Origin of the sequence: Cohnella rhizoplanae, assembly GCF_948329515.1 — a bacterium.
GTDB lineage: Bacteria > Bacillota > Bacilli > Paenibacillales > Paenibacillaceae > Cohnella > Cohnella rhizoplanae.
In genome coordinates this window covers 162,627-189,486 of the sequence record NZ_CAOJCN010000006.1, presented here as the reverse complement: position 1 = coordinate 189,486, position 26,860 = coordinate 162,627, and the positions used below count along the sequence as shown (strand labels likewise).

22 protein-coding genes are annotated in these 26,860 nt (G+C 63.4%); 3 read left to right on the top strand and 19 right to left on the bottom strand.

Annotation, left to right across the window (positions count from 1 at the left end):
* Nucleotides 1-85 precede the first annotated feature (85 nt).
* The 7 genes from PQG80_RS12370 to PQG80_RS12340 form a co-directional block, all read right to left on the bottom strand.
* On the bottom strand, nt 86-1,288 hold the full coding sequence (locus PQG80_RS12370; protein WP_271751651.1) for a response regulator: 1,203 nt from the start codon (nt 1,286-1,288) through the stop codon (nt 86-88).
* On the bottom strand, nt 1,285-3,093 hold the full coding sequence (locus tag PQG80_RS12365) for a cache domain-containing sensor histidine kinase (RefSeq protein WP_271751650.1): 1,809 nt from the start codon (nt 3,091-3,093) through the stop codon (nt 1,285-1,287). Before PQG80_RS12365 ends, PQG80_RS12370 begins: the two co-directional genes overlap by 4 nt.
* Nucleotides 3,094-3,102: 9 nt before the next feature.
* Complete coding sequence (locus PQG80_RS12360) at nt 3,103-3,984, bottom strand: carbohydrate ABC transporter permease (RefSeq protein ID WP_271751649.1); 882 nt, start codon at nt 3,982-3,984, stop codon at nt 3,103-3,105.
* Between the two features lie 91 nt (nt 3,985-4,075).
* A complete protein-coding gene (locus PQG80_RS12355; protein WP_271751648.1) occupies nt 4,076-4,969 on the bottom strand; it encodes a carbohydrate ABC transporter permease in 894 nt (297 codons plus the stop codon).
* An 88-nt stretch (nt 4,970-5,057) separates the two neighbouring features.
* Nucleotides 5,058-6,458, bottom strand: coding sequence for an extracellular solute-binding protein (locus tag PQG80_RS12350; protein ID WP_271751647.1), 1,401 nt, complete (start codon nt 6,456-6,458; stop codon nt 5,058-5,060).
* A 582-nt stretch (nt 6,459-7,040) separates the two neighbouring features.
* Nucleotides 7,041-7,919: an AraC family transcriptional regulator gene (locus tag PQG80_RS12345; protein WP_271751646.1), complete on the bottom strand. Its 879-nt coding sequence runs from the start codon at nt 7,917-7,919 to the stop codon at nt 7,041-7,043.
* A 94-nt stretch (nt 7,920-8,013) separates the two neighbouring features.
* Nucleotides 8,014-8,850, bottom strand: a complete 837-nt coding sequence (locus PQG80_RS12340) for a hypothetical protein (RefSeq protein ID WP_271751645.1) — start codon at nt 8,848-8,850, stop codon at nt 8,014-8,016.
* A 184-nt stretch (nt 8,851-9,034) separates the two neighbouring features.
* Between PQG80_RS12340 and PQG80_RS12335 the strand changes: the two genes are divergently transcribed.
* Nucleotides 9,035-10,162 (top strand): lipocalin-like domain-containing protein, encoded by a 1,128-nt coding sequence (locus tag PQG80_RS12335; protein WP_271751644.1) that lies wholly within the window; start codon nt 9,035-9,037, stop codon nt 10,160-10,162.
* Here PQG80_RS12335 and PQG80_RS12330 read toward each other — a convergent pair.
* Nucleotides 10,159-10,983, bottom strand: coding sequence for a methyl-accepting chemotaxis protein (locus PQG80_RS12330; protein WP_271751643.1), 825 nt, complete (start codon nt 10,981-10,983; stop codon nt 10,159-10,161). The two genes, PQG80_RS12335 and PQG80_RS12330, sit on opposite strands and share 4 nt — an antisense overlap.
* A gap of 205 nt (nt 10,984-11,188) precedes the next feature.
* Between PQG80_RS12330 and PQG80_RS12325 the strand changes: the two genes are divergently transcribed.
* Nucleotides 11,189-12,451: an MFS transporter gene (locus tag PQG80_RS12325; RefSeq protein WP_271751642.1), complete on the top strand. Its 1,263-nt coding sequence runs from the start codon at nt 11,189-11,191 to the stop codon at nt 12,449-12,451.
* Between the two features lie 62 nt (nt 12,452-12,513).
* Here the strand turns inward: PQG80_RS12325 and PQG80_RS12320 are convergent, their stop codons facing one another.
* From PQG80_RS12320 to PQG80_RS12310, 3 genes are all read right to left on the bottom strand, one after another.
* Nucleotides 12,514-13,134: a glycerol-3-phosphate acyltransferase gene (locus tag PQG80_RS12320; protein ID WP_271751641.1), complete on the bottom strand. Its 621-nt coding sequence runs from the start codon at nt 13,132-13,134 to the stop codon at nt 12,514-12,516.
* A complete protein-coding gene (locus PQG80_RS12315; protein WP_271751640.1) occupies nt 13,131-14,225 on the bottom strand; it encodes a glycosyltransferase family 2 protein in 1,095 nt (364 codons plus the stop codon). Before PQG80_RS12315 ends, PQG80_RS12320 begins: the two co-directional genes overlap by 4 nt.
* Nucleotides 14,226-14,371: 146 nt before the next feature.
* Entirely contained in the window at nt 14,372-14,923 is a 552-nt protein-coding gene (locus PQG80_RS12310; protein WP_271751639.1) for a hypothetical protein, read from the bottom strand.
* Nucleotides 14,924-15,012: 89 nt separating this feature from the next.
* Between PQG80_RS12310 and PQG80_RS12305 the strand changes: the two genes are divergently transcribed.
* Nucleotides 15,013-15,609 carry a TetR/AcrR family transcriptional regulator gene (locus PQG80_RS12305; protein WP_271751638.1) on the top strand — a complete coding sequence of 199 codons (597 nt, stop codon included), beginning with the start codon at nt 15,013-15,015 and terminating at the stop codon, nt 15,607-15,609.
* A gap of 192 nt (nt 15,610-15,801) precedes the next feature.
* On the opposite strand, the gene PQG80_RS12300 is transcribed toward PQG80_RS12305, so the two are convergent.
* The 8 genes from PQG80_RS12300 to PQG80_RS12265 all read right to left on the bottom strand — a co-directional run bounded on the left by PQG80_RS12300 (nt 15,802) and on the right by PQG80_RS12265 (nt 26,700).
* A complete protein-coding gene (locus PQG80_RS12300; RefSeq protein WP_271751637.1) occupies nt 15,802-17,520 on the bottom strand; it encodes a proline--tRNA ligase in 1,719 nt (572 codons plus the stop codon).
* 323 nt (nt 17,521-17,843) lie between these two features.
* Complete coding sequence (gene serS / locus PQG80_RS12295; protein WP_271751636.1) at nt 17,844-19,193, bottom strand: serine--tRNA ligase; 1,350 nt, start codon at nt 19,191-19,193, stop codon at nt 17,844-17,846.
* Nucleotides 19,194-19,211: 18 nt separating this feature from the next.
* Entirely contained in the window at nt 19,212-20,312 is a 1,101-nt protein-coding gene (gene serC, locus PQG80_RS12290; RefSeq protein ID WP_271751635.1) for a 3-phosphoserine/phosphohydroxythreonine transaminase, read from the bottom strand.
* 305 nt (nt 20,313-20,617) lie between these two features.
* Complete coding sequence (locus tag PQG80_RS12285; protein ID WP_271751634.1) at nt 20,618-21,622, bottom strand: DUF4917 family protein; 1,005 nt, start codon at nt 21,620-21,622, stop codon at nt 20,618-20,620.
* 508 nt (nt 21,623-22,130) lie between these two features.
* Nucleotides 22,131-22,742, bottom strand: coding sequence for a flavin reductase family protein (locus PQG80_RS12280; protein WP_271751633.1), 612 nt, complete (start codon nt 22,740-22,742; stop codon nt 22,131-22,133).
* Between the two features lie 137 nt (nt 22,743-22,879).
* The gene (locus tag PQG80_RS12275; protein ID WP_271751632.1) at nt 22,880-23,830 is read right to left on the bottom strand and encodes a ring-cleaving dioxygenase; all 951 of its coding nucleotides are present in this window, start codon (nt 23,828-23,830) and stop codon (nt 22,880-22,882) included.
* Between the two features lie 119 nt (nt 23,831-23,949).
* Nucleotides 23,950-24,657, bottom strand: a complete 708-nt coding sequence (locus PQG80_RS12270; RefSeq protein WP_271751631.1) for a response regulator — start codon at nt 24,655-24,657, stop codon at nt 23,950-23,952.
* A gap of 27 nt (nt 24,658-24,684) precedes the next feature.
* Nucleotides 24,685-26,700, bottom strand: a complete 2,016-nt coding sequence (locus PQG80_RS12265) for a PAS domain-containing sensor histidine kinase (protein WP_271751630.1) — start codon at nt 26,698-26,700, stop codon at nt 24,685-24,687.
* Between the last annotated feature and the right edge of the window lie 160 nt (nt 26,701-26,860).

Genomic DNA, 26,860 nt, shown 5'->3' with positions numbered 1-26,860 from the left:
GACGTACGCAAAAAGACCGTTCCGGGCCCATCGAGAGTGATCCTCTCCATCGGTGCCTAGAACGGCTTTTTCGTCGTGATCCGGTTTATTCGGTCTCTGAATTCCGCAGCTCGCGCCCTTCCTGACCTGCGCCCTCCTGCCGGTACTCCGAGGGCGTGCAGCCGGCCTTCTTGCGGAACACCTGCGAGAAGTGGCGCACGTCGGGATAGCCGACCCGCTCGGCGATGTCGCCGATCTTGAGCTCGGAGTCGCGGAGCAGCTCCATCGCGCGCGAGAGACGCAGATGGGTGACGTATTCCTTGAAGCCGGTGCCGGTCTTCTGCTTGAACAGTTGGCTGAAGTAGACCGGGTTCAGGTAAACGATCGACGCCACCTTCTCCAGGCTGATCTCCGCGCCGAAGTGCGAATGGATATATTGCACCGCGACCTCGATCGCCTTTTCCCCGCCGCTCGCATAGTGGTCGTACACCTGCGCGGCCGGCGAGTTCCGCATGCGGCGGACCTCCTCCGGCACCGCCGTCAGATGCTCGATCCGTCCAGAAGACAGCACCTGGAACGGGGTCTTGAGATACCGCTTGAGGTGAGTGCGCAGCTTGTCGACGAGCAGGCCGAGGCCCGCCTCCTCCCGCAGCGTCACGAGTCCCAGCAGGCTGCGCACGTCGATGCTGGCGACGAAGCCCTTGCCGGCCGTCTCCATCAGCTCGGTCAGCACGTTCTCGACGATGAAGTGCTCGAGCCGCGTGTCCGCGTCGCTCTCGAGCCGCACCATGACGAGATTAAAGTACGGATGGTTCTCGGTGAACGGCGCGAGGTCGATGCCGCCGAGATCGAGACCGGACGCCCAGCGCGCGAATACGCCTTCCCGGAGGAAGCGAAGGTTGCGCTTCGTCAGGTCGGCTTCTTTGTTGCGTTCGCTCTCCTCCGCGACCTCCCGCTCCAGCTCCTCGATCAGCCGGATCAGCGAGTCCTTGCCGATCGGCTTGAGCAGATAGTCGCGCGCGCCGAGCCGCACGGCCTCCTGGGCGTAGGAGAACTCCGAGTAGGCGGAGATGACGACCCACTTGACCTGCGGCTGCCTGCGCCGGGAGAACGCCATCAGCTCGAGGCCGGTCATGCCCGGCATGAGAACGTCGGTCAGCACCAGATCCACGGCCTTGGCCCGCAGCAGCTCCACGGCCTCCTCCGGGTTCGCCGCGAGCAAGACGCGATGCGCGGGGAACTGCCGGGAGATCGTCCGCTCGATGCCGCTGCGGATCACCTCTTCGTCGTCGACGACGAGTATATTCATGGGGCAGCCCCCTCTCCACCGGGTTTGGGAAATGAAGCGACGATCCGCGTGCCCTGACCGCGTTCGCTATGAATCCGCAGGCCGTAGCCGTCTCCGTACATCAGGACGATGCGGCGATGGACGTTGGCGAGACCGATGCCCCTGCGTCCGACCGCGTCCTCCTGCCGCGCCGCCGTCTCCGGCGCATCGGCCAGCGCCAGGCGCAGACGCGCGAGCGTCTCCTCGTCCATGCCGACGCCGTTGTCCTGCACGACGACGTCGAGCCCGCACGCCGTCTCCTCCGAGTAGATCCGGAGCATGCCGGGCCTGTTCAACGGCTCGAGGCCGTACTTTACTGCATTTTCGACGATCGGCTGCAGGATCATCTTGGGCACCTGGGCGCCGAGCCAGCGCTCCTCCACCTCGATCTCCGTATGCACGCGGCCGCCTAGCCGCGTCTCGATGATCGTCAGATAATGGCGCAGCTGCTCCAGCTCCAGGCGCAGCGGCGCTCGCGAAGCCTCTTCCCAGTCGCTGCTGTACCGGAAGATCCGGGACAATGCCAGGATAATCCGGCCGAGCCGGTCGTTCTCCCGCTCGTCGAGCATCCAGTAGATCATGTCGAGCGTGTTAAACAGGAAGTGCGGGTTGACCTGGGATTGCAGCGCTTGAAGCTGCGCGTTTTTCTCGCTGATCGAGGACAGCTTCTCCCGCTCGATCAAGTCGTCCATCTGATGAACCATGCGGTTAAAGGAGCCGACGAGCACGTTCAGCTCCTGATACGAATGGACGCGCACCCGCCCCTGGAAGTTCCCGAGCTCGACCTGCTTCATCTGCTGGATCAGCCGCTTGAACGGCGACGAGAACGAGCGCGACACGAGCGTCGCAAGCGCCGTGGCGGCCACGACGAGCAGGATGATGACGGTAAGCAGGAATCGCTGCGTCTGCTTCAGCTCGAGCTTGAGATCGCGCTTCGGCGTCACGCCGATGACGGTCCAGTCGGCCGTGCCTATCCGGGCGGCCGTGAGCAGCGCGTCCTGGCGGTCGCGGACGGCGACCTCCCCTTTCTTCAGGTTGCCCGGCCAATCGGCGGGCAATGCCTCCGTCTCGGCCGATTCATCCTCCGGCTTGGTGCGGACGATGACATGCCCGGCGGCGTCGCGGATCACGACGCTGCTGCCCGGCCCGATGCTGGCGTTGGACAGCGCGGCGAGGATCGGATCCTCCTCGGTCTCGATCAGCACGTAGCCGACCGACTTCATCGTGCTGAGCTCGAACAGCTGGCGGCCGAACGCGAATACCGGGCTGTCGATCCCGCCGCTCATCGGCGCCTGCGGATAGACGCCCAGCCAGCGCATGTCTCCCTTGGACTTCTGCAGCTCGGCGAACCATTCCGTCCGCGCGAAGCCGCGGGTCGAGGTGCCTACGGACCGGTCGAAGCTGTATACCTTGCCTTGGCTGGCGATGACGTGGATGCCGACGATGTCGCTGCGCGAATAGAAGATCGCGCCCAGGATATCGGTGATCTGCCGTTCCCGGTTGACGGAGGTCACCGCAGGCGAGCCTGCGGGCGTCTTCTGCTGCAGCAGCTGCATGAGTTCGTTGTTGCTGTTGAGCGACTTGGTGACGCTGTCGTATCCCTTCAGCATCAGTTCGAACAGGCCGACCGTCTGCGATATGTTTTTTTCCGCGATCACGCCGACCTTGTCCCTGATCTGCTCGGTCGCCCGCTGGTAATAGACCAGACTGACGACGAGCAAGAGCCCGAGCATGCTGAACAGGAAGATCAGGAACAGGCGGCCGTGGATGGATTGGAATCGTCTCATCCCATCATCTTAACCTTTAACGGCGCCCGCTACCATGCCCTTCGTGATCTTCTCGGCCAGCAGGAAGTACACGAGGATGACGGGCAGCGCCCCGAGCACGAGGAACGCGCCGATCGCCCCGTAGTTGACCGAGTACTGGCTGACGAAGCTGTACACCCCGAACGGCAGCGTCTTGAGCGCCTCCTTGGAGATGAACGTGGCGGCCAGGATATACTCGTTCCACACGTTGATGAAGGTCAGGATGCACACCGTCATGATCGGCGGAATCGATACCGGCAGGATGATGCTGCGGAAGATGCGGAATACGCCCGCCCCGTCGATGATCGCCGATTCTTCGATCTCGTGCGGAATGGTGCGCAGGAACCCGCTCATGATGAAGACCGCGATCGGAATCTGGAACGCGATGTAGGGCAGGATCATCGCCCAGCGCGTGTTCAGGACGTGGATGTTCTTGAAGATCAGCATCAGCGGCAGCAGCGTGCTCTGCAGCGGGATCATGAGGCCCATCAGGAAGATCAGCATCACGATCTGGCCGTACTTCCAACGGAACCGCGTGATCGCGAACGCCGCGAGCGAGGCGAGCAGGATAACGAAGACCATCGTAACGGAGGTCACGATCACGCTGTTGAGCAGGTAGTGCCAGTAACGGCCGCCCGCGAGCGCGTTCGAATAGTTGCTCCACTGGACCGAAGCCGGCAGGGCGAAGAAGCTGCCCGACAGAATCTCCTCGTTGGTCTTGAGCGAATAGATAAGCAGCCACAGCAGCGGATAGAGCTGCGTGACGAGCAGGATGCCGAAGAAACCGAACACGATCGTCTTCTTGAGGGAGAACGCGCGCCGCTTGGTCTGGACGGCGGGCTCCCGGACGGCGATGCTGGCGGATTGGCTCATGGGGTGTGCGCCCCCTTTCTTATAATTGCGGGCACGAATGAATCGCGGCATGAATGATTAACGGCATAACGTTAATGAGTGACGACATGAATCAGTTGTAGCGCTTCTCGATGCGGTTGAAGGCAAGGTTGATGACGACCGTGGCCGCCAAGCAGACGACGACGAGGAAGCAAGCGATGGCGCTGCCGTAGCCGTACTTCTGGGACAGGATCGAGATGTTGTACATATGGCTGGCCAGGACGTCCGTCGCATGCGCCGGTCCGCCGGCCGTCGTGACCATGATCAGGTCGAACGATTGCAGCGATCCGATGAATGAGAGCACGACTGAGATCTTGAAGATCGGCACGATCATCGGCAGGGTAATATATCGGTCGGCCTTGAAGCCCTCGGCCCCGTCGATCTTGGCGGCCTCGTAGATATCGGCCGGAATGTTCTGTATCCCGGTGAACTGAATGAGAATGTGGTAACCCAGATACTGCCACAGTCCGATGACGATGATGGCGTAGATCGCCACCTTCGGCTCCGACAGCCAGGCGTGGGTCCAGGAATCGAGTCCGAGCTTGATGAGAATCTGATTGATCATGCCGCCCTGCGAAGCCGGGTTGTAGATCGTCTTCCACAGCTGCCCGATGACGGCGACGGAGAGGATGACAGGCATAAAGTAACTCGATACGAGAAAATTAGGCTTGCGCACATAGCGGCTGATGAGGATTGCGACGAACAGGGCGATCGGCAGCTGCACCAGCATGGAGAAGCCGGCCAGCATGAACGTCCGCCTGACGGACGGCCAGAATACCGAGTCGTTCGTGAACATGCGATGGAAGTTGTCGAATCCGACGTGCTTGGCGACGCCGATTCCGTTCCAATTCAAGGTCGCGTTGTAAAAGGATACGACGATCGGCGCGAATACGAGGCCGACGTACAGCAGCAGACAGGGCAGCACGAACGCCGCGATCGTCCAGCGGGATACCTTCAGTACATTCAAGGCTGACGCCTCCTTAAGCGGTCCGAACGATACGTAAGACAGAGGGAGGCGCCAGGCGTCCCCCTCCGTACCGTACGTTCAAGGCCGATTATTCTTTGTTGTCTTCGTAAGCTTGCTGGTGTTCCTTGCCGACCGCGGCTGCGTCCTTCTTGGAGACGAACAGGTTCTGAATGCTGGACAGATGCGCCTGGGAGGTAGCCGGGTTCATCGTGTTGTCGAAGGAGATGTCGCCGCCGGCGACGTCCTTGAACATCGCGAGCACTTCCATCGCCATGTCGGAGTAGCCTGCCGCCTTGAAGTCGCCGTCCACCTTCTGAGCCACGCCTACGGCACCCTTGACCGCGAACGCTTCCTTCGGATAGTTGGTCATGAAGTAGTTCAGGAAGTCGAGCGTCTCGGGCAGGTGCTTGCTGTTCTTGGAGACCGCGAAGCCGCTGCCCGGCGCCAGCATGAACTGGTTCGGGTCGCCCTTGCCGCCGACCGTCGGGAACTTGAACACGCCGACGTTGCCGTCTTTGTTCGCGTCGGATACTTCAATGCCGCCCGTCGCCCAGCTGCCCATGTAGTACATCGCGGCTTTGCCGGTCTTGAACAGGTTCTCGCCCGCGTTGTAATCGAAGGACGTCGCGCCTTCTTGGAATGCGCCCGCTTGAACGAGCTGCTCGAACGCGTCGACCGCGCCCGTGAACGCCGGATCTTCGAACGTCTTCTTGCCGTCGACCACGTCCTGCAGGAAGCCGGGGCCGCCGTTCGTGCGGAGCAGGACGTTCATGAACAGGAACGAGCCGGTCCAGGTGTCCTTCTCGCCGATCGCCATCGGCTGGATGCCCTTTTCCTTCAGCTTCTTGACGTCCGCGATGAGGTCCTCGAACGTAGCCGGCGGCGCCTCGATGCCCGCTTGCTTGAACAGCGCCTTGTTGTAGTAGAGCAGGCCGATGTTGTTGCCGTCAGGCAGCGCGTACAGATTGCCGTCGAAGGTGTAGTAGTCCAGAATGCCGGATTGGAACGAGTCCTTCAGGCCGTTCTTCTCGACCATCTCGTTGAGCGGCGCGAACAGGCCGGCGTCGACGTAAGGCTTCATCTGCGCGGACGGGTTCACGATCGTGATGTCCGGCACCTCGTTGGAGGCGGCTTGCGTCTTCAGCTTTTGCTTCTGCTGGTCGGTGTTCAGCGAGTCGAGCTCGATGTGGACGTTCGGGTGGTCGGTCTCGTACTGCTTCACGATCTTGTGCAGCATGTTGTATTTCGGATCCGTCGGGTCGGGATAGATGTTCTGGAACGTGATCGTTACTTTCTCGCCGCTTGCGGCGCTGGAGGAGGCAGGAGCGCTGGCCGAAGCCGAGGCAGGCGCGGATGCGGATGCGGACTCCGTTGCCGCCGCGTCGCCGTTGCCGTTGTTGCCGTTGTTGGAAGAGCCGCAGGCGGCCAAGCTGACGGCGAGGAAGCCCGCCATCGCGGTGCCAGCCACTTTTTTGCCGGTCGTAATCATGTTCAAATCCCCCTTGACTTGTTATAGCCTCATTATGATGGGAGATGTAATCGCCTACAATGCGCATACTTAGGGGGAGATGTTTGTTTTTTTAAGGTGGGGAGGCGCGCGGCAGGCGGCGCATTGCTGAAGGCGGGTTTGTTTCTATCTGAGACTTCTGCGGCGGTGCGGCGAGGTTGGGAGGCGAGTTTGTTCCTATCTGAGACTTCTTTGGCGGTGCAGCGAGGTTGGAAGGCAGGTTTGTTCCTATCCAAGACTTCTTTGGCGGTGCAGCAAGGTCGGGAGTCGGGTTTGTTCCTATCCAAGACTTCTGCGGCGATACAGTGAGGTCGGGCGGTGGGTTTGTTCCTATCTGAGACTTCTGCGGCGATGCAGCAAGGTCGGGAGGCGAGTTTGTTTCTACCTGGGACTTCTGCGGCGATGCGGCGAGGCCGGGCGGCGGGTTTGTTCCTATTTGAGACTTCTGCGGCGATTCGGCGAGGTCGGGCAGTGGGTGTTCTAGGTGAGCGAAGGCCGTGCAACGCAAAAATCTCCCTTCCCGCAACAAGCGGTTCAGGAGATTCTCGTTTGCCGGCGCTTGCTTCAGCGCTGCCGCCGCACCGGTATCCAGATCTCGCTGCGGTAATCGGGCTTGCTCGTATCCTTACCCTCGTTCCACAGCAGCTCGGGACCTGGAGCTAGCTCGTAGCTCGACGAGGGGAACCATTCCGCATAGATGCGGCCCCATACCGACTGCAGCGCCGACGGGAATGCGCCGACCGCCTCGAACACCGCCCATTCCGACGCGGCTACCTCGAGCGCCGCCAGATGCGGAGGGCACGCCTGCGTCGTGGCCGCGCCGATGTACTGGTCGAGCTGGCCGTGTTCCTCTCTGCCCTCGGCGAAGTTGACCGATGCGCTGATCAATCCGCCCGGCTCGATGTCGGACAGCGCCTTCAGCTCCGCGATCCGCTCCGCCGTGAGGCTGCTCCACATCTCCGCGATATGCGGATTGACGCCTTCGTAGATCAGCGGCACTCTTTTCATGATGCCCACGATGCGAAACGCTTCCTTTTCCACCAACCGATAATTCATCTCGTCGCCTCCCTCGATCGTAAGCCGGAAGGTCATCCGGGGATAAGCCTTGAGCGGCTGCCCGAGACGGCGGGCCTCGGAGGGCGTCAAGCCGTGCAGCCCCTGAAACGCACGGGCGAACGCATCCGGCGAGCCGTAACCGTACTTCACGGCGATATCGATGATCCGCGCCTCGCTGCCGATCAGCTCGAAGGCCGCCAGCGTCAGGCGCCTGCGCCGCACGTATTCCGTCAGCGATACGCCCGCGAGCGAGGCGAACATGCGCCGGAAGTGGTGTTCGCCGCAGCACGCGAGCCGGGCCGCCTCTCCGATATCGGGCTCTTCCTCTTCGACCAAATGCGCCTCCACGTAGGACAACGCGTCGTTCAACCGCTCCAGTCCGTTCATGCGGATGACCTCCCTTCGCCATTAAGGTTAACAGGATCGGCCGCGGGCGGTCCGACTTTTCCCGATCGGATAAGGACGGGTCGGGCGAACAGCCTCAGCCTTGTTCCTTGACGATCTTGGCCGGGTTGTTGATCTTGTACGGAATCGGATGCTTCGCGAGCTTCTTGGCCACGAGCTTGGCCTCGAACGAGAGCTTGTCCCCCTCGGCCAGCTCCAGCTTCTTGAGCGTGGCGCTGTGGCTCGACCAGGCTTCGCCGAGCTCCGCGCCCGAATCTGCGATGACCACCTCGTCGTAGATGATGACCTCGTCGTCGTTGTCCGCAAAGTGGTTCGGTACCGTCGTGAATTCCTTGACGACCGCGGTCACCTTGACCTTTTCCTCCGGCAGCTGCACCTTCTTCGACTTGGACGCCGAGGCTCTGGGCTTCGCAAGCGCGGCTGCGGCCGGAAGCTCGACAGGCGGCCAATCGGCAGGCGGCTCTGAGATATCGACCGCGTCCGTACGTTCCTGCGGCGGCGCAGCGGGTATGGAAGCCGCGACCCGAGCGGTCTCGGACGGATTCGGAGCCGCCTCCGAAAACAACGCGGACTCGAGCTCCGGCCCAGCCTCCGCGCCCGCCGGCAAGGCGCCGGCTTCATCCGGATCCGCGACCGAAGCAAAGCGCTGGCCGAAGTTCGCCGCCTGCATTTCCTTGAGATAAGAATGGTGAATGCAATGCTTCTGCTTGTTCGCGAATTGGATCACCGCGCTCATATGGTCCACGTAACCGACGATCTCGCAGGCTTCCTTCAACCCGTAACCCTTGTAGTAGAATGTCTTGGACTTGGTCGCCTTCTCCGACAGCAGATCCCATTCCTTGCACTTCTCCAACCGCTCCGACTCGTCCGCGAACGCGACATAACCCGCCGGCTCAATGACAAATGCGTACACCGTCTCATCCCGCCTTTTCCCGGACATCGTTGCCCGATTGCCCTTTGTACAAGTATTGATGCTATCTCCCATTATAAATCGCTTCGGCGAAATAAACACGGACGGCGGCGAATCCGTCCAAAGACGCGTCACCTCCGGCCGCGCGCCCACATAAGTTGGTGCAAAAGCGAAGGGGGCGTTTTCATTGACCGGAGGAAAGGGCTCGATCGCCCTGCCCCAGGATGCCGCCTCGCATCCGGCGTCGAACGTGGAATGGTGGTACTGCTTCGCCTTGCTGACGGGGAGCCGCGGCGGGCGTTACGCCGTCATGGCCTCTTTCTTCCGCGTCGGGGAACTCCTGGCTCCCAAGGGACATTACGTTATCCACTCGCTCATCCGGCTGGACCGGGACGGATTCGAGAGCCACTCCGAGCTCGACCGGACGCTTGCGTTCCAAATGGCGGGCCTGTACCTGCCTGCATACCTGCTGAAAAATCCATCCGACCGGCATACCTGGGAGACCTATCGCAGGCTGCTCTCCAACGATCTGCCGCCGCCTCACCGCTACATGCAGGCCTCCGCCGTTCAAGCCGCCCCGACCAGGCTGACCTACGGGCGCAATACGATGACCTTCCGCGACGACAGCCGTGCCGGATTCGAGCTGCAGCTGACCTCCGAGGCGGCGCACTTAAGACTGAATTATGTCCCGCGGAAGCCTGTCTCCATCATCGACGAGGCGGGCGAGCTCAACGGCCTGCGCTATTACTCGTCGACGCGCAACCTGGCGTACGGGGAATTGCACGCGGAAGGCCGTACCGAGACGCTGCGCGGGGAGGGCTGGTTCGATCATCAGTGGGGACGCAGCTACGGCCTGCTGAACGGGGACGGGTGGGATTGGTTCGGACTGCAGCTGGACGACGGACGCGAGCTGCTCGTGAGCAGATTGCGGCGGGAAAAGGCCGCTGCGGCAGTCCCCGGCGAGCCGGGCGCCGCGGCCAAGCTGATCCTGCCGGACGGCTCGGTGCTGACGTCGGAGCGCGTCCTGCTCCGGCCCGCACGAATCTGGCATAGCGAAGCCACGGGAGCCGACTATCCCGTGGCTTGGGATCTATTATTGCCGGACTACGCCATGGAGCTGCGGATTGCGGCGCTCATGGACCGGCAGGAGATGCCGGTCCTCGGACCGCTGCGGGCGATCTGGGAGGGGGTCGTCTCCGTTCGGGGCGAAGCGCGTCCGGCGGACGGGACCGCAACGGGCATCGCCGGCTACGGCTTCATGGAGCTGGTCGGTTATCCGCGGTCCGTACGGGCGGGGCCGGCGCCCCTCGGTTAACGCTCGTAGCCGGTCGAGTCCGACAGCCGCTGGGATACGTCCGCGATGTGCTCGAAGGCTCTGCTGAACTCCTCCATCCCCGCCGAGGCGCCGCGGGACTCCCTCGCGATCTCGCCGATCGTGCCGTCCATCGCGCGGATGCTCTCCTCCATCGACCGGAAATGCTCGGTAATCTGCCCTACGGCAGCCTTGCTGTACTCGCCCAGCTTGCGAATCTCCGTCGAGACGACGCCGAAACCGAGCCCATGCTCGCCGGCGCGGGCGGCCTCGAGCGCGGCGTTCAGACCGAGCAGCTGACTCTGCTCCGCGATCTCCTTCACCGAAGCGAGCACCGCCCCCGCCTTCTTGAGCCGCTCGAGCAGCAGCACGGACTCCGCTGCCTGCTCGGCCAGCCGCTCGGCGATGTGGGCGCCCGCCGCCGTAATCTCCTCCCCGGTCGCAGACATCTCCTGGATGACGCCCGACAGGTCGGCGGCGCCGGCGCGCAGCGTGTCGAGACGCGTATTCGGCACGATGAAGCCGATCGCGCCGACCACCGCTCCGTCCTCCCGGATCGGACTGGCTATCGACAGGTAGGCGGTGCCGAACCGCGAGGCGTCCCGCTCTTCCGCGACCCGTTCGCCCAGTTCCAGCGATTTGAGGAGGACCGTCCCCTGCAGGGACGATATCGGCGTGCCGACCGGAATCTCGGAAGGATAGAACGAAGCCTTTTCAAAATGGACGACCTGGGACCGGTCGATCACGATCACGACGGGCTCGTCGGTGTAGCATTGCTTGTAAACGGGGATCGCGGCTAGAACGTGCTCCAGCATCGTCGGCATCGGGGCATGACTCCTTATGTAAGAGAATATAAGCAGTATGTCGACAGGGCCGCGCCGGAAAAATAGAGCAATCGAAAAGAAATGCGCCAAGCCTCTTTATGCTATGGTAAAATCGAGCAACAAAACGAAGCGGCCGTACGTTTACCTCATGGAAATACGACCGGTCCGAAAACGAACCCGCTATCCTTAAGGAGTGTATGAATCTATGAATTCGGCATCCAATGCCGCCCCGGGCAAGCCGGCCAGCCTGCTGTCGAGCCGCTTCCTGCAGACCATCCTGTTGTCCAACGTCCTGCTGCAGATCGGCATCTGGGTCCGCAACTTCGCGATCCTGCTGTTCGTCGCGGCCAAGACGGACAACGATCCCTACGCGATCTCGCTCATCAGCGTGGCCGAGTTCGCTCCGATCTTCGTCTTCTCGTTCATCGGCGGCACCTTCGCCGACCGCTGGCGGCCGAAGCGCACCATGGTATGGTGCGACCTGCTGTCCGCCGTCTCGGTGTTCGTCGTACTGCTCAGCATTCACTTCGGCTCGTGGCAGTCGGTCTATCTCGTGACCTTCATCTCGGCCATCCTGTCCCAGTTCTCCCAGCCGTCCGGCATGCGCCTGTTCAAGCAGCACGTGCCCGAGGCGCAGATGCAGCAAGGCATGGCGATCTTCCAGTCGCTGATGGCGATCTTCATGGTGCTCGGACCGATGCTCGGCACGTTCGCTTACAGCCGCTTCGGGCTGGAGTCGTCCGTCGCGGTCATGGGCGTCGCGTTCCTGCTGTCCGCCATCGTCCTCGTCCGGCTGCCGGCAGACCTTCCGCAAGAGCGCGATGCGGCGAAGAGCCATTTCCGCCAGGAATTCGTCGAGGGTTTCAGCTACGTCTGGCATAGTCCCGTGCTTCGCATGCTGGGACTGGCCTTCATCCTCGCGGGCCTCGCGGTGGGCACCGCCCAGGCGCTCAACCTGTTCGTCGTCACCGAACGGCTCGGCAAGCCGGAGGACTTCCTCCAGTACATGCTCATGGTCAGCGGCGGCGCCATGCTCATCGGCGGCGGCCTCGTCGCCGCGTTCGCGCAGAAGGTGCCGCCGCAGGCGCTGCTCGCCACGGGCATGTTCTTCGGCGCGGTGTGCACCGTGATCGTCGGCTACTCTACGAGCGTGCCGCTGACGCTGGTCGTTCAGTTCGTCAACGGTCTCGTCTTCCCTTGCATCCACATCGGCATCAGCACGATGATCCTGAAGTGGTCCAAGCCGACCATCATCGGCCGCGTCAACGGCGTGCTGAGCCCGATGTTCACCGGCATGATGGTTATCTCGATGTCGGCGGCCGGATCGCTCAAGGCTTCGTTCCCGCTCGAGGCCATCTTCGCGGCCGCCGGCCTGCTGTTCCTGATCGGGACGTTCGCCATGCTGGCGATCGTCAGGCAGCGCCCGCCGGTGCACGCAACCGAGGGACTCGCGCAGACGAGCGCCTGAGAGGCTTGAAGGCGCGCGGTAGCTGTTACCACGGGCGATCGCGTCGCCGCTGCGACAGGCCGCTAACGCGGCATCCGGTCCGTGTCTCGGCGACCGAATAGCCGCCGCAGCTCGCGCCTGTGCGTGACCGCCAGCAGCAGCAGATTCGCGAGCGCGAGCGCGGCGACCGGCGCGGGGAACGACCGCGCGGACAGATAGACGAATAGCAGCAGCATCCCCAGCACGACCTGGAGGGCGTCCGCTTCGGCGGACGTCCTCTTTTTGATTCGCGTGAGACGGCTGCCCGCAAGCAGTACGGCGAGGATCAGCGCATACGCCAGCGCGCCCTCGAAGGCGAATCCGCACCAGACGCCGAATGTCGTCGCGATCGCTTTGCCGCCCCTTCCCCGCAGGAACGGGGAGAATGCATGCCCCAGCACGGGCATCAGCGACGCAGCGGCGACGCCGTAGCCCGACAGCTTGTCGGCGGCGAGCAGGCAGGCGACGGGCGCGCAGCCCTTGGCGAAATCCAGCGCGATGCCGGCGATGCCGTATACGTAGCCCGCCGACCGCCACAGGTTCAGGGCGCCGGGATTGCCGTCTCCGACGTCGCGCAGGTTCCGCCGGGCCGCTAGTCCGAGCCAGTAGGAGAACATGAGCGAGCCGCACAGGAACAAGGCGGCCGACCAGAGCAGGAGCGTCACTTGGCCCCGCCTTTGACGCCGATTTTTCTGCCTTTCCAGGAGACATGCCCGACGAACAGGACGCGATAGGAGGAATACAGCATGATATAGAGGAAAAAGGCCGTGCTGAGCAGATGAACCGCCGGCAGCCACGGACCGAATCGTCCCGTATGGCGGGCAAAATAGTAGATCTGCAGCGTGTACAGCAAATAGCCGGCCGCCCACGCGGGCGCCCACGCGGAATGAAGCACGAACGGCGCGGCCTCGGCGCAGATCAGGCCGACGAGCCACAGCGCAACGAGCAGCACCGTCGGTTTGCTCAGCTTGCCCGTGCTTTGCACCGCACCTTTGCCGAAGCCCTGCACCTCGCTGCGGATGCCGCCCGGATACATGCGGAACGACACCAGGGCGCGACCGATGAAGTTCGCGACCGGCACGCCGGCCTCGGCAAATCTGGCGCCGAGCGTCAGATCGTCCAGCAGCTCCGACTTCACGCCTTCATGCCCTTTCGCCCGTTCGTAATCCGCCCGCGTCGTCAAGATGCAGGAGCCGTACAGCCCCTTCCGCGGATTCGTCCGCTCGAACGGCGACGTAAAGGCAAAGAGACCCAGCAGGTTCGGAACCAGCGCGAGCCGCTCGTAAAACTTCTCCGTATAATGGTACGGCACGACCGAGACGGCCCCGCCGACCTGCGCCCGCGCTTCGATCAGCGCGCCTAGCGCGTCCGGCGCCAGCCTCACGTCCGCGTCGAGAAACGCGATCAGATCGCCCGTCGACCGCAGATACCCGTTCCACACCGCCCAATTCTTGCCCGTCCACCCCTCCGGCAGCGGCAACCCTCCGATCAGCGTCGCGCCGAAGCTCCGGGCGATCGGGCCTGTCCGGTCCGTAGAGCCGTCGTCCACGACGATGATCTCGTATGGGCGATAGCGCTGGGCCTGGAGAGACGACAACAGATGCGGCAGGTTCGCTTCCTCGTTCCTGGCAGGGATGACGACCGACAGCCTGGATGCGCCCGCAGTCTGCCGCGACGAACGGGGCACCGTATTCCTGCGAAAAAGGATAAAGCCGGCCGCGCACGCCGACACCATGAACGCCAGCAACCCCCACATGCCCATCCCGCCCTTTCGCCCCGATGATACGGCCGAAAGCCGTTAACTCATCCTATTAGAGCCCGCGGAAAAACATGATCGGAGGCCTACGATTGGAACGGGACAGTGATTGGAACGGGCATTGAGACAGGGCAGAATGATCCGCTTCAGATTGGCGGTCGAGATTTGCGCTTCTCTTTCTTGGGAGAGAGGGTGTAGCTGAAGCTGATCAGGAAGTCGATGCCAAGCACGAACGACCACAGCCGGATGACCCGGACGAGCTGCTCCGTGCTGCCCGAGTCGTCGACCAGATAGATCATGCCCGCCAGACACAAGCACCCGATCGCCCAAGCCAACAGGTGCTTGAACCAGCCGAGGCGCTCCTGCCGCGCGTGCTCGCTGCCGTATCTCGCCTTGGGGGCCGGCGCTCCGCCCCCCGCGAACCGGTGGGCGAAGCGGGCGTCCGCCCACCGGATCATCGCGTGGCCGAAAGCGATCGAGACGCCGATATAGACCGCGGCGAGCCCGTGCGCGAAGGTAGCCTCGGCCCCCTGTCTCAAGTGGACGACCGTGACTGCGAGCAGCACGATGTCCACGACCGGGGTCGACAGGAGCAGCGCGGAACCGGTTCTTTTCCATTTGATCAAATAACGGCATGCCAGCCCCGCCAGGATGAGTACCCAGAACGCGATCTCGCAGCCAATGATGACGCCGATCATCGCAGCAGCCCCTTTTACCATACAGTCGTATTAATTAAGCCTGATTATAACAGCTATTTTTAATAATACAATCGTATTATAATAAGGGCATGCCTAAAATCGTCGACCACGAAAAACGAAAAGAACATATCGCCGAAGCCGTGTGGCGCCTTGTGCGGAGAGAAGGCATCGAAGGCGCGTCCGTACGGCGGGTCGCGGAGGAGGCCGGCCTGACGCTGGGCGCGCTGCGGCACTACTTCGACGCCCAGAACGATCTGCTCGCCTACGCGATGCGCCTGCTCATCCGGCGGGTCGGCGCGCGGATCGACGGACTCGCCCTCACGGGACAAGCGCGCGCGGACATGGAGCTGATCATCGCGCAGCTCGCGCCGCTGGACCAAGAACGTCTCGCGGAGGCCGAGGTCTGGCTGGCGTTCGCGGGCAAGGCGGTGTCCGATCCCGCGATCCGCGCGCTCAGCCAGGAGGCCCACGAGGCGCTGTACGACGGCTTCAAGCGCATGATCGCCGCCTTGTCCGAGCGGGGCCTCGCCCGGCCGGGCATCGACACGGAGCTCGAAGCGCGCCTGCTGCACGCGCTCGTCGACGGCCTGGTCGTCCACTACACGACCTATGCGGAGCACCTGGATCCCGCAGGCCTCATGCGGATCGTGTCCTCTCACCTGGACGGTCTGTTCAGGGCGGATTAGCTGGTAGCGGAGCTGGTGCAAGCTGGTAGCGGGGCGGGTGTCGACGCGGGAGGAAGCGGTCGCGGCCGGTGTCGGCGCGGAAGGCGGGCTGCGGCTGGCGTGTCGCGGCGGCGGGTGTCTCTTGCTTGAGCGTCAGCGGGGCGATCCGGCGGCGCGAGCACGTTGCATCTCCTTCGCAGCCTGATCCACCCGTCAGCGCCCCGCGATCCCGCGGCAGCGGCTGGCCGCTTCGCCTACAGCGATCTCCTCCGGCTGCGGCCAAGAGCGTTCCGCATACTCTACGACGCCCTCGGCCGCGCGCTTGCCTACGACGATGCGATGCGGAATGCCGAACAGGTCGGCATCCTTCAGCTTGACGCCCAGACGCTCCTCCCGGTCGTCGAGCAGCGTCTCGATCCCTTCCGCGGTCAGCGTCCGGTAGATTTCCTCAGCGAGCGCCATCTGCGCCGCGTCCTTCCACGACACGGGCACGATATGCACCCGGAAGGGGGCGACCTCGGCCGGCCAGCGCAAGCCGCGCTCGTCATAATGCTGCTCCGCGATGGCCGACAACATCCGCGAGACGCCGATTCCGTAGCAGCCCATGACGATCGACGCCATGGCACCGTTCGCGTCTGCGAATGCGGCATTCAGCGGCAGGCTATACTTCGTCCCCAGCTTGAATACATGGCCGATCTCGATACCTCTGCGGATCCCGAGCTTCCCGTCCGCGCATCTCGGACAGGGATCGCCCTCGGCCGCGTTCCTCAGATCTGCTACGCGGCTAAGCGCGAAGTCCCGACCGGGCACGACTCCGCGCAGATGGCGATCCGCGGCGTTCGCTCCGGCGACTCCGCTCGCCATTTCTGCAGCCGCCCGGTCGACGTATATCGGAATGTCCAATCCGATCGGACCGATAAAACCGACCGGCGCCGAGGCGACGGCCGCGACCGTCCCGGCATCCGCCATTTCCAACGTTTTTGCATGCAATGCCTGCCTAATCTTGATCTCGTTGGCCTCGTGATCTCCGCGAATTACGATCGCTACCGCCTCGCCGTCCGCAATCATGACAAGCGTCTTCAGGATGTCGTCCGTCCGAACGCCCAGCGCCGCGGATAGCTGCTCGACCGTACGCGCGCCAGGCGTGTGAACGAGCTCAGCGGGCACCCTTGCGGCATCGGCTCGTTCGCCTCCCGCGCCGGACTCCCGCATCCCGATCTCAGCCTTCTCCAAGTTAGCCGCATAACCGCAGCTCGCGCACCAGGCGATCGTATCCTCGCCGATATCGGCCGGCGCCATAAATTCGTGCGAGTCGCCTTCGCCGCCGATCGCGCCAGCATCCGCTTCGACGGCCAGGACGTCCAAACCGCAACGGGCGAAAATTTGTTCATACGCCCCATATATCGCTCGGTAAGTCCGATCCAGACCTTCGTCGTCGGCGTCGAACGAATAGGCGTCCATCATCATAAATTCCCGGCTGCGCAACAGCCCGAACCGGGGACGCCGCTCGTCGCGGACCTTCGTCTGAATCTGGTACAACGTCTTGGGAAGCTGCCGATAGGAACGGACCTCGTCCGCGATCAGCGCCGTAATGACCTCCTCATGCGTCGGCCCGAGCACGAAGTCGCGGTCGTGCCTGTCCTTGAACCGTACCAGCTCCGGGCCATAGACGTCGTACCTTCCGGTAGCTCTCCATAGCTCCGCGGGTTGCAGGACGGGCATCAGCATCTCCTGGGCGCCCGCGCGGTCCAGTTCTTCGCGGACGACGGCCGAGATCTTGCGAAGCACGCGCCAGCCGAGCGGCAGATAATTATAAATTCCCGAGGCCAACGGACGGACGAAGCCCGCGCGCAGCATGAGACGATGGCTGGCTGCCTCCGCATCCGAGGGAACGTCTCTCATCGTCGGCGCCAGCAAGCTGGATTGATACATGTTCCGATACCTCCTTCAGCGTATAAAAAAGAACGCACTCGTCAGGGACGAATGCGTTCGCGGTACCACCCTAATTCGACCGAATCGGCGCGGCCGATCGATCCTTCTCGGATAACGGGGCATGCCCCGGCAGCGCATTGCCTCGCTGCGGCTCGCAAGGCGGGGAGCGTCCGTTCGGTCGGGGAACCTCGCAGCCAAGGGTTCCTTCTCTGTGCCGCCGAACGCGGACGTCATATCCTTGTATCTTCGCCGTTGTTTCTGATAAATGTGAATTGTCAAATAATTTACGCCTAGCGAGAGGAAATGTCAAGTTCCTCCGCCGCTCACTCCGGCCGCACCGCCTCCACGCCTCCCAGATAAGGGCGCAGCGCCAGCGGCACGTACACCGAGCCGTCCTCCCGCTGGTGATTCTCCAGCAGCGGGATCAAGATGCGCGGCGCGGCGACCGCCGTGTTGTTGAGCGTATGCGCGTAGCGCAGCGTCCCGTCGGCGTCCAGGTAGCGAATGCCTGCCCGGCGCGCCTGGAAATCCAGCACGTTCGACGACGAATGCGTCTCCCCGTAAGCCCCGCGGCTCGGCATCCATGTCTCGATGTCGTACTGCTTGTGCGTCTTCTGCGACATGTCGCCGACGCAGACCGCCACGACGCGGTACGGCAGCTCGAGCAGCCGCAGAATCTCCTCGGCATTGGCCGTGATTTCCCCCAGCAACGCATCCGAGACTGCCGCGTCGCCCCTGCAGAGGACGACCTGCTCGACCTTGGCGAACTGATGAACCCGGTACAGCCCGTGCACGTCGCGGCCAGCCGAGCCGACCTCGCTGCGGAAGCAGGGCGTCGCCGCCGCGAGGCGGATCGGCTCATCCAACGCCACGGTCTCGCCGGCATAATACGAGACGAGGCCGACCTCCGACGTGCCGATCAGATACTTGTCTCCTTCGGCGAGCGCGAAGGTCTGATCTCTGCCCGTGGGGAAAAAACCGGTGTTCGTGAACGCCACGCCGCGCATCATCGCTGGCAGCTCGAGCGGTGTGAAGCCGCGCCGCTCCAGCACGTCCATGGCCAGCTGCTGCACGGCGCGGTGCAAGCGGCTGCCGACGCCCTTCAGCACGTAGCTGCGCGTCCCCGCGAGCTTCACCCCGCGAGCGAGGTCGAGCATGCCGAGACGCTCCCCGAGCTGTATGTGATCAAGCGCTTCGAATGCGAATGCCGGCACCTCTCCTACGCGCCGAAGCTCGACATTGTCGGCGTCCGAACGCCCGTCCGGCGTGTCCGCCGACACCGGATTCGGGACCAGCTCGAGCAGCGTCCGCCATGCGGCCGCAGTCTCGGCCAGCCTCGCCTCGAGCGCCGCGAGCTCGGCGTTCATCTCCCGCATACGCTGCTTCGCTTCTTCTGCCAGCTGCACGCGTACGACATTCACGCCCTCCGGCTGCGCCGCTGCGCGGTCCACCGCGCCCGCACGCTCATCGGTGGCGCGCGCCGCCCTGACAAGCGCCCCGATCTCCTCCGTCCGCCGGTTGCGCTCGGCCCGCAGCCGCTCGACCTCCTGCAGCAGCGTCCTGCGCTGCGCGTCCGCTTCCAGTAGCCCGCGGATCGATACCGCGATCCCCTTGCGGTCCGCCGTATGCTGCAGCAGCTCCGCGTGATCGCGGATATAGGTCATGTCCAGCATAGTCGCCAGCCTCCTTCCTTAACCCCGCCGCTTCCGAAAATCGTGCATGAACCCGGCCAACGCCCGGCATGCCTCGACCGGCACGCCATTGTAGATCGACGCCCGGATCCCCCCGACGCTCCGATGTCCGGCGAGCCCGGCGAAGCCCGCGGCCTGCGCCTCCTGCAGGAACGTCCGCTCCAGCGACTCGTCGGACAGCCGCCAGGTCGCGTTCATCGACGAGCGGTACGGCCGCTCCACGATGCCGCCGTAGAAACCGCCGCTCGCGTCGATCGCCTCGTAGAGCAGCGCCGCCTTCTCCGCGCTTCGCGCCTCCATCGCCGCCACCCCGCCCTGCCGGGCGGTCCACTCCAGCATGAGCTTCATCATGTAAATGCTGTGCACCGGCGGCGTATTGTACAGCGAGTTGTTGGCGGCATAGGTTGCGTAGCGGAAAATCGCGGGAAGCTTCGCGCCTGCCGAAGCCGCCAGCAGATCCTCGCGGATCACGACGGCCGTGACGCCCGCCGGCCCCAGGTTCTTCTGCGCGCCGGCGTAGAACATCGCGAACCTTTTCCAATCGAGCTCCCGGCTCAATATATCGCTCGTCATGTCGCCGATCAGCGGGATGGCGCCCGTGTCCGGAAACCTCCGGAACTGCGAGCCTTCGATCGTATTGTTCGTCGTCAGATGCACGTAGGCGGTATCCGCCGCCGTCAGCCCCGGCAGCGCCGCGTCGACGTCCGGCAGCCTGGCCCATCCGTGCGACTTGCCGCTCGCGAGCACCTCGGCCTCCCCGACCGACAGCGCCTCCTCGTACGCTTTTTCCGAAAAGCCGCCCGACAGCACGTACCGCCCCGATTTGCCTGCCGTCAACAGATTCATCGCCGCCAACGCGAACTGCGCGCTCGCCCCGCCCGACATGAACAGCACGCGATAGCCTGCGTCCGCCAGCCCGATCAGCTCCAGCAGCAGCTCCTCCGTCTCCGCGATCATGCGCTCCACCGGCTTGCTGCGATGCGACATCTCCATGAGCGACATGCCCTGTCCCCCATATTCCATGAAGCTGTCCCGTCCCTGCTCCAGCACCTCGAGCGGCAGCGCCGCCGGTCCCGGATTGAAGTTGTACGTCCGATCCATTTCCCTCGCCTCTTTCTCCAAGTATTGTCGGCTGAAAACGCAAAGACGCCCCTCGTCCGAATTGGGACGAGGAGCGTCAGCTCGCGGTGCCACCCAACTTGATGAACCGGCGCGCGGGGCGCCGATTCATCCTCTTGGTTCCGCGGTAACGGGCGGGGCCGGTAAACTTAGGATGCGGCCGTATCTCGCGATACAGGGCCGCTCTTGACGGGAACGCCTCCGAGTTGGATGCTCTTCATAGGCCTGATTCCGATCTGAGATTGTGTGATCATTCTAACGGAGCGTCCGTGGGATTGTCAACAGGCTCATCCCTCGCTGTCCTCGCAGAACGTAGACGAGTCGAAGAACACGAGCTCCCGGTCGCCCCCCAGCTTGCCCGCATACCTCGCCTGCTCGAGCATGATCTCTTCCGGGCACAGTCCCGGCGTGTAGATCCCGATCGCGATGCGGCTTAGCGCCGACTCCCGGACAGCCTGGACGATATGCTCGTCCCCGTCGAACGACAAGCCGAACACCGTAAGCCCGCCCGACAAGCGCTTCAGGCCGTCATAACAGAACGAGAGGTACTCGTTTTCTAAAATGCGCGACATCTTATGCCGGCTCAATCCTTCGGACACGAACAGCGGCACCGCGTCTCCGCTCCGGTATAGTTGGTCCAGCGTGCGAGGCAGCGTCAGTTGGCGGCTCTCGGCCACGATCTTGCGCGTGAGCTTGTCCTCCGTGTACAGGTGCAGCGCGCCGTGCAAGAAATGAAGCGGAATGCGCTCGGCGTACTTCTCCGGCACCAAGGGCGAGAAAATGCAGTCGAAGAAATAATCCTTGAAGGAAGATGGCGAAGTCATGATGGCCCAATATGGAATCAAGTCGTACGAGGTGGTGAAAATCGCATCGAAACAGGCAAGATGCACGCCCAGCTCGGCGAGCCTCCCGTGCCTGCGGCCTTCCGCGGGCTGCGCGCCTGCGGGCGTGTCGATGTCGGTCTTCTCCGGGTGCACCTGCTGTACGACCCGGACGAGCGCCTGCCGGATATCCGCGTAGAGGTCCGGCAGTCTGCCGCTGGCGTTGCCGACGAGCCCGTTGAGGCTAATCGCCTGATTGATCTCGCGCAGCGCCAGCTCGAAGTTGGTCGTGCCGAGCGCCGCGAAGATCGCGGACACGGTCTCCTCCATGTAGGGCGCGGCCGCTTGATAGAGCGAGCCGTAGCTGAACCTGGGCGAATAGGAGATCGATAGTCCGTTGCCCGCCAGCAGCGCGTCCGCGTGCGCCTCCCGGATATCCCGGTACGCGTACATCTCGTAGCGAAAAGACATCAGGCGCCCTCCCCTCTGCATCGTCCGAATCTCGGATTCCCGGCGAAGCCGCCGGGGCTATGATTCGAGTATAACAGAGTGGGCGGCCCCGTGCCCGCCGCGCTGCGGGGAGGCAAGTGCTTCCCATTGACAGCATTTCGCGCCTCCGCTCACGCCGACACTCGCATGTGCTTCCCCTCGACAGCACTTCGCGCCTCCGTTCACGCCGACACTCGCATGTGCTTCCCACCGACAGCACTTTGCGCCTCCGTTCACGCCGATACTCGCATGTGCTTCCCCTCGACAGCACTTTGCGCCTCCACTCACGCAGACACTTGCATGTGCTTCCCACCGACAGCACTTCGCGCCTCCGTTCACGCCGACACTCGCATGTGCTTCTCATCGACAGCACTTCGCGCCTCCGTTCACGCAGACACTCGCATGTGCTTCCCACCGACAGCACTTCGCGCCTCCGGTCACGCCGATACGAAGCACGACGCCTCGCCGGCCTAGCCCGCCGCGCCTCGCATCATTCCGGCCGCTCGAGAGAGAACATCTCGCCCAGCTTGCCATAGGCATTGCCCGCGAGCCGGCTCACCGGCGCCAGCAGCCGCGCGTCGATCCGGCCGTCGCTCAGCAGCTCGTCGGCGACGTGGAAGCGGACGACGCGCCCGATGAGCAGGTCGCACGCCGGCGCCTCCGCCGTTCCGCCCAGCGGGTAGGCGTGCTCGAGCACGCACTCCATCCGGATCTTGGCCTCCGCGAGGCCCGGCACCGGCACCGCGCTGCTCGGCACCGCCGTGAATCCGGCGTACGCGAGCTCGCTCTCTTCCGGCGGCAGGTTCGCCGCCGCGAGGTTCGCCGCGCCCACGTTAGACTCGTCCGTGATATGGACGACGAAGCTGCCCGCCGCCACCGCGTTGCGCGCGCTGTCCTTCCGCTGCCCGCCCTTGCGCTGAACCGATACCGAGATCATCGGCGGATTGGCCGTCACGATGTTGAAGTAGCTGAACGGCGCGGCATTCACGACCCCGTCCGCCGACAGCGTCGTCATCAGCGCGATCGGGCGCGGCACGATGCTGCCGATCATGAGCTTGTAGTTGTCCCGTTCCGTCTGGCCTGCCGGATCTATCGAGATCATGTTTACTCTCCCCTTTCGGTTAAGGCCGCGGTCGCGCGGCCTGCCTGGCTTTCCCACTCACGATGTCCGGTCCGCGGCCTGCCTGTCTTTCCCACTCACTACGTCCGGTCGCGCTGCCCGCCAGGCTTCCCCACTCATTATGCCCGGTCGGCGTCCAGCACGCGAACCTCGATCGGCGGCAGTCCGCGCTCGATCTCCGCGCGCTTCGGTTCGAACCACTCGGGCAGCATCAAGCGCTCGCCGAGCGCCTCCGCCGGCTCGTCGCGGGCGAAGCCCGGCGGATCCGTCGCGATCTCGAACAGAATGCCGCCCGCCTCGCGGAAATAGATCGCGTTAAAGTACTGCCGGTCCGTAAAGGGCGTCGGCTGGAGGCCGTGCACGATCGCGCGCTCGCGCCAGACGCGGTGATCCTCGTCGTTCTTGGCCCGCCATGCGATGTGGTGAACCGTGCCGGCGCCGCCGTGCCCGGCTTCCACGGCCTCCTCCCGCACCTCGACGATATTCCCGAGATCGCCGTAAGAGCGGTACCGTACCAGTCCGTCCTCCGTGCCCACTCGCTCGAAGCCGAGCAGCCCCTCAAGCGTCTTCATCGTCTCCGACGGCGCGAGGCTGTACAGGACCGCGCCTCCGATGCCCTTGATCGCCTTGTCCGCCGGCACCCCGCCGAACGCCCACTTGCTCGGCTCGCCCTGCTCGCGCTCGACCAGCTCGAGCTGCAGCTCGTCCCTGTCGCGGAAGCGCAGGAAGGTCTCCCCGAATCGCGTCTTCAGCTCATAGGCGATGCCGAGCTTCGTCAGCCGCTCCTCCCAGAAGGGAAGCGCGCCGGCCGGCACCGCGAACGTCGACCACCCGACCTGCCCGCCGCCGATCAGCCCCTTGCGTCCGTGCTCGAACGGGAAAAACGTAATCGCCGTCCCGGGACTCCCGCCCTCATTGCCGAAGTACAGGTGATAGACCTCTGGCGCGTCGAAATTGACCGTCTTCTTCACGAGCCTGAGCCCGAGTACGCCGGCGTAAAAATCGACGTTGTCCTGCGCGCTCCGGACGAATGCGGTAATGTGGTGGATGCCTGCCGTTCTCTGCGTCATCGATATCTTCTCCTTCGCTTCTGCAGCGATTTATTATCTCAAATTAATATATCTTTAATTTAAGATAAATATACAATGAATTCCCCGCTTTGGCAAGAGGGGAATTGGGCATGCATGATTCAAATGGCATCAAGGCCGGAGTGCCGGTCCGCGGGCGAATGGGAATGGAGGAGGTCCGCGCTGCCCGCATCCTCCACGATGCCGAGCTGTCCGGCCTTCATGACCGCCTCGACGCGCGACTTGACCTTGAGCTTCTGGAAAAGATCCGTGAGCGCATATTCGAGCGACCGCTGGCTGATCAGGAGCGACTGGGCGATTTCTTTGTTGCTCTTGCCCCGGGCGATCTCGGCCAGGATCTGCCGGTCTCTCTCGGTGACGGCCGAGCTGGCATGATCCGGCCCCTGCTCTTGCTTGGGCGCGCCCGGTCGCCTGAGCTGCTTGAGCAGCTCGAGCGGCAGGACCGCCTCGCCGCGCGCCGCGCACCGGACCGCCGTGACGAGCTGCTCCCGGTTCACCGTCTTGGGCAGGAAGCCGGCGAGGCCCGACTCGACCATCAGGTTGAAGTGATTCCCGAAGTCGAATCCGGTATAGATCAGGATCGTCGCTTCCGGCCGGATGCCGAGGATCCGCTTCGACAGCTCCAGCCCGTTGATGTCGGGCATCTGCAGGTCCACGAGCATCACGTCGAACCGCTGCCGTCCCGCCAGCTCCGTCGCCGCGGCGGCCGTGCCCGCTAAGCGGACGCTGATGTCCCCCTCCTGCTCGAGCAGCAGCTTCGTGCCCTCCATCACCGAGGGATGATCGTCTACCAACAATACTTCTATCATCGTTAATCCCCTCTCGCCGCGGTCCCGTTATCCTGCGGACGGTATGCGGATGCTGATGGCGAGCCCGTCGTTCGGGGCCGAGCAGAACACGATCTGTCCGCTCATGCTGTGGACGCGCTCTCTCATGCCATATACGCCCATGCTCGCGAATGCGCTCTGCGCCTTCCCGACGTCCATTCCCACGCCGTTGTCCTCGTATAGCAAATGAATCAAGCCTGCCGTCGCGGAGAGCGAGATCTTCACCCGGGTCGCCCGGGAATGCTTGGATGCGTTCGCGAGCAGCTCCTGTACCACGCGGTAAATGCCGAGCATCTGATCCTCGCATAACGCGTGCCCGGTATCGCCCAGCTGATAGTCGATCGCATAATCGGCGCGAAGCTGCGTCAGCTCGAACAGCGACGCGAGCGAGGCCGCCAGTCCGCTCTCCTTCAGCATGGGCGGGCGCAGGTCGATGCAAGTCATCCGAATCTGGTACATGACGTCCAGCAGCCCCTCCGCGATGGCCTGAAGCTTGGCTCGCGTATCCGGGTCCAGCGTCGATTCCGCGAGCATCTGCTCCGCCTTGCGGTACCAGACGATCTGCTCTTGCAGCGCCGAGTCGTGCAGATCCTGCGCGAACCGCTGCCGCTCGTGCTCGTTCAACTTGAACAGCAGACGGAGAAGCTTGGACGGCACGGCGGACGGCGCCGTTGCGGACTCTACCTCCCGGGTGAGGTCTTCGATCACCAGGAAGTTGTCATAGAGCACGCTGACATAGCGGCAGATCGTCTCGAGCCAGATCCTTACCTGCTCCAGCCGCATCCCGGCGGGCCGATCCCCTACGCATAGCACGTAGGCCGATCTGCGGATGTCTCCGAGCCGGACGAGATAGCCCTCGGTCATGTCGACGACGCGGCACAGCGGCATCTCCGCGCTCCGTTCGCGCACCGACGCCGGCAGCCAGCCCGGTATCCGACCGCCAGCGCGCAGAGACGCAGCTCGGTTGCTTCGGACTTCCAGCAGGCAGACGTCCTCGGTCAGCAGCACCTCGCGCACGACCGCGATGAGCCGCTCCTCCATCTCGGTCAATTTGACCATGCCGAACAGAGCGCTCGAGAAGCTGTCCAGACTGCTTTGCAGGCGAACGTATAACTCTCCGTTCTCCCGTACGAGACGTTCCGCCTCGCGTCTCCGATACTCCGCCTGCTTGCGCTCGGTGATGTCGCGCAGGACGGAGATGGCCGCGGTCTCCCCGTTGTACCGCACCGGTCCCGAGATGACCTCCACCTCGACGAAGGATCCGTCCCTCCGTATGATTCGCTGCTCGACCGGCGGGGTCGTGAGGGATTCGCGGTATACCTTGGACAAGTGCGCCAACACGAGATCAAGATTGTCGGGATGGATCATCCCGAAGATCCGGAACGCCGTCAGCTCTTCGTCCGACCCGAACAGCGCCTTCGCCGCCGGGTTCGCGTACGCGATCCGGAAATCATGGTGCAGGATAATCGCATCCGGGCTCTCCTCGACCAGGCGAAGATTCATTTTCTCGCCGGCGAACGCCGCGGCCATCTCGGCATCTACCCGGGCGCCGGCCGTCAGCGGCAATGCGGGAGCCGCCTGATGCTCCGCGGTCGCATCGTGGAATATCGCATGGATGAACAGGCGCCCCGTCGCGTCGGGCGAGAAGGATACGCGAACGCGCAGCCACCGCTGCTCCCCGTCCGCTCGCAGAATACGGCAGTCCAGTTCAGCTTCCCTAACCGTCGGGAGTTTGCTTTCCAATTCCAGAAACAGGCGATAATCGTCGGGATGAACGATGCGGCTCCATTCGCGCATGTCATGCAGCTGTTCTCGCGCATATCCTGTAATCGAGAGGACCGACTCGGACAAATAATCGCAGCGCCCCGTCTCAGCCTCGTACGAACACATCGCTACGCCGACGGATTCCATAATGCGGCGCATCTTGGTTCGCTCGAGGTCCATCGCGGCCGTAGATGCTTTGCTAGAATGCTGTTTCCGATTGGCCGACAACGCATGCTGAGAGATGATAGGCGAGTTTTTCACGTATGTTCCCTTCCCCATTCGCCATTTTCTACATATTACAACGGGATGAAATATTTCTCATTGGTAATGCTGTCCATCGGATTGCATGCCTATTTCGACACCATTCCTTATATTTCGATCTTTCCGGTTCGTAATGTTAGTACGTTTCGCTAAACAAATG